Source organism: bacterium (assembly GCA_026398675.1).
Lineage (GTDB): Bacteria > RBG-13-66-14 > RBG-13-66-14 > RBG-13-66-14 > RBG-13-66-14 > RBG-13-66-14.
Window position 1 is genome coordinate 1 of the sequence record JAPLSK010000418.1, and the last position, 1743, is coordinate 1743.

The 1743-nt window shown below is 69.1% G+C and carries 2 protein-coding genes; one reads left to right on the plus strand and one right to left on the minus strand.

Annotated elements, in window-relative coordinates:
• Positions 1-50: 50 nt before the first annotated feature.
• The gene (locus NTW26_12075) at positions 51-536 is read right to left on the minus strand and encodes a tetratricopeptide repeat protein (protein ID MCX7022984.1); all 486 of its coding nucleotides are present in this window, start codon (positions 534-536) and stop codon (positions 51-53) included.
• 78 nt (positions 537-614) lie between these two features.
• Between NTW26_12075 and NTW26_12080 the strand changes: the two genes are divergently transcribed.
• Positions 615-1484, plus strand: coding sequence for a GNAT family N-acetyltransferase (locus NTW26_12080; protein ID MCX7022985.1), 870 nt, complete (start codon positions 615-617; stop codon positions 1482-1484).
• Positions 1485-1743 lie beyond the last annotated feature (259 nt).

Here is a 1743-nt window from a genome sequence, read left to right on the forward strand (position 1 = left end):
GCCGTCGGTCGGCCCCTACGGCATAGCAAGCCCCGGGCCGCGCCGACGGCTCAACCCCCGGCGCCGTTCTGCTCCAGGCCGCGCAGGCGCCCGATCAGCGCCCGGACCCGATCCTCCTCCGCCGCGTCGGGACGCAGCCGGAGGTAAGTCTCCAGGCACTCGATTCCACGGCCGTAGTTCGTCGTGACCCCGGCGTAGGCCATCCCCAAGAGGTAATAGGTATCGGCGTCCTCGGGGCTCAGCTCGAGCTCCTGCTCCAGGACCTCGATCGCCCGGTCGTAGAGCCCGGTTTCGGCGTAGGCCATCCCCAGGGTGTGATAGGCCAGGTGGAGGTCTTTTTTTATTTCCAGGACCCGGGTCAGGTCCTTGACCACCTGTTCGTACCAGGGCTCCTCGACCAGCGGCTCCACGTTGAAACCCCGCCCGCACCAGGCGCATCGCACCCGGGGCTGTGGGCGGGTCGGATAGCTCGCGCGCCGGCAGTACGGGCAGCGCAGGACCCTCTCCTCGCGCACCTCCGCCGGACCATCACCCATCAGAATCCTTTCCCGTTGGGTGCCCGGTGGGCTATTATAGCGGAGTGGTGGACTCACCGCCATACCCAAGGAGGGGACGTGGAATTCCGACCCGCCGGGCCGGCGGACGCAGACCGCGTCCGCGATATCTGCCGCGACATCTGGGAGGGCCGCGACTACCTGATGGGAGCCATTGACCGCTGGATCGCCGAGGGCGGCGTCTACGTGGGGGTCGTGGAGGGCGAGGTCGTCGGGCTGTCGCGGATCAAGCGGCTGGGCGCCGACGACTGGTGGCTCGAGGGGCTGCGCGTGGCGCCGGGGAGCCAGGGGAAAGGATACGGCAAGCTCCTGCACCGGGCCATCATGGAGGAGCTGCGCCGGCGCGCGCACGGGGTGGTCCGCTTCTGCACCGCCGACACCAATCGCTCGGTACCGCTGGCCCGCCGCGACGGGTTTCTTGAAATTTTGAACCTCCCCTTCCTCGACCGGAGCTACGGGGGGGAGAGTCTTGGGCCGCTGGAGGAGGCGCTGACGCGGCACGGCGCCCGGGAGGCGAAGCTCGAAGAGCCCGGCCTCGCCGAGTTTCTGCTGAAGGCCTGCCGGGGGGACTACGCCGGGCTCCTGCCCCAGGGCTGGCACCACCGGACGGCCACGGCGCGGACGATGGAGGAGGAGCTGGCCGGGGCGCGGATTCTGGTCCGGGGCGAGGCCGGAGCCGTCGAGGCGGCGCTGGTCGTCAACCCCAGCACGCAGTATGACGAGGACCTGGACCTGGACCTGGTCGCGGGCCCGGCGGAAGCGGTCGCGCAAAACCTTCTGCCCTGGCTGGGGCCGCTGGCCGTGGAGATGGGGCGGACGGATGTGGGCGGCGCCGTCCCGGAGAGGTTTGTGGGGAAATTCCTCGCGGCCGGGTTCCGGATTCCCGAGGGGTTCACGCGGCAGATGGTCTTCGAGCTGCGCCTGCCGTGAGGTTCCCATCCCCCCTCTCCCAGTGGGAGCGGCTCGCCGACGGGGATGGGGGTGAGGGCTTCCCTACAACAAATCGGGCCGACCTGAATGTCGGCCCCTACGAGGGCGGCACACGATTCACACTTTTAACGTAGGAGCTGACCGACCGGTACGCCCGTTTTTTTCTAAGGTAGCCCTCACCCTCAGTCCCTCTCCCACGGGGAGAGGGAAGCCGCACCGACCCTCACCCTAGCCTGAGCCCCGCGGTCTGCGATGACGT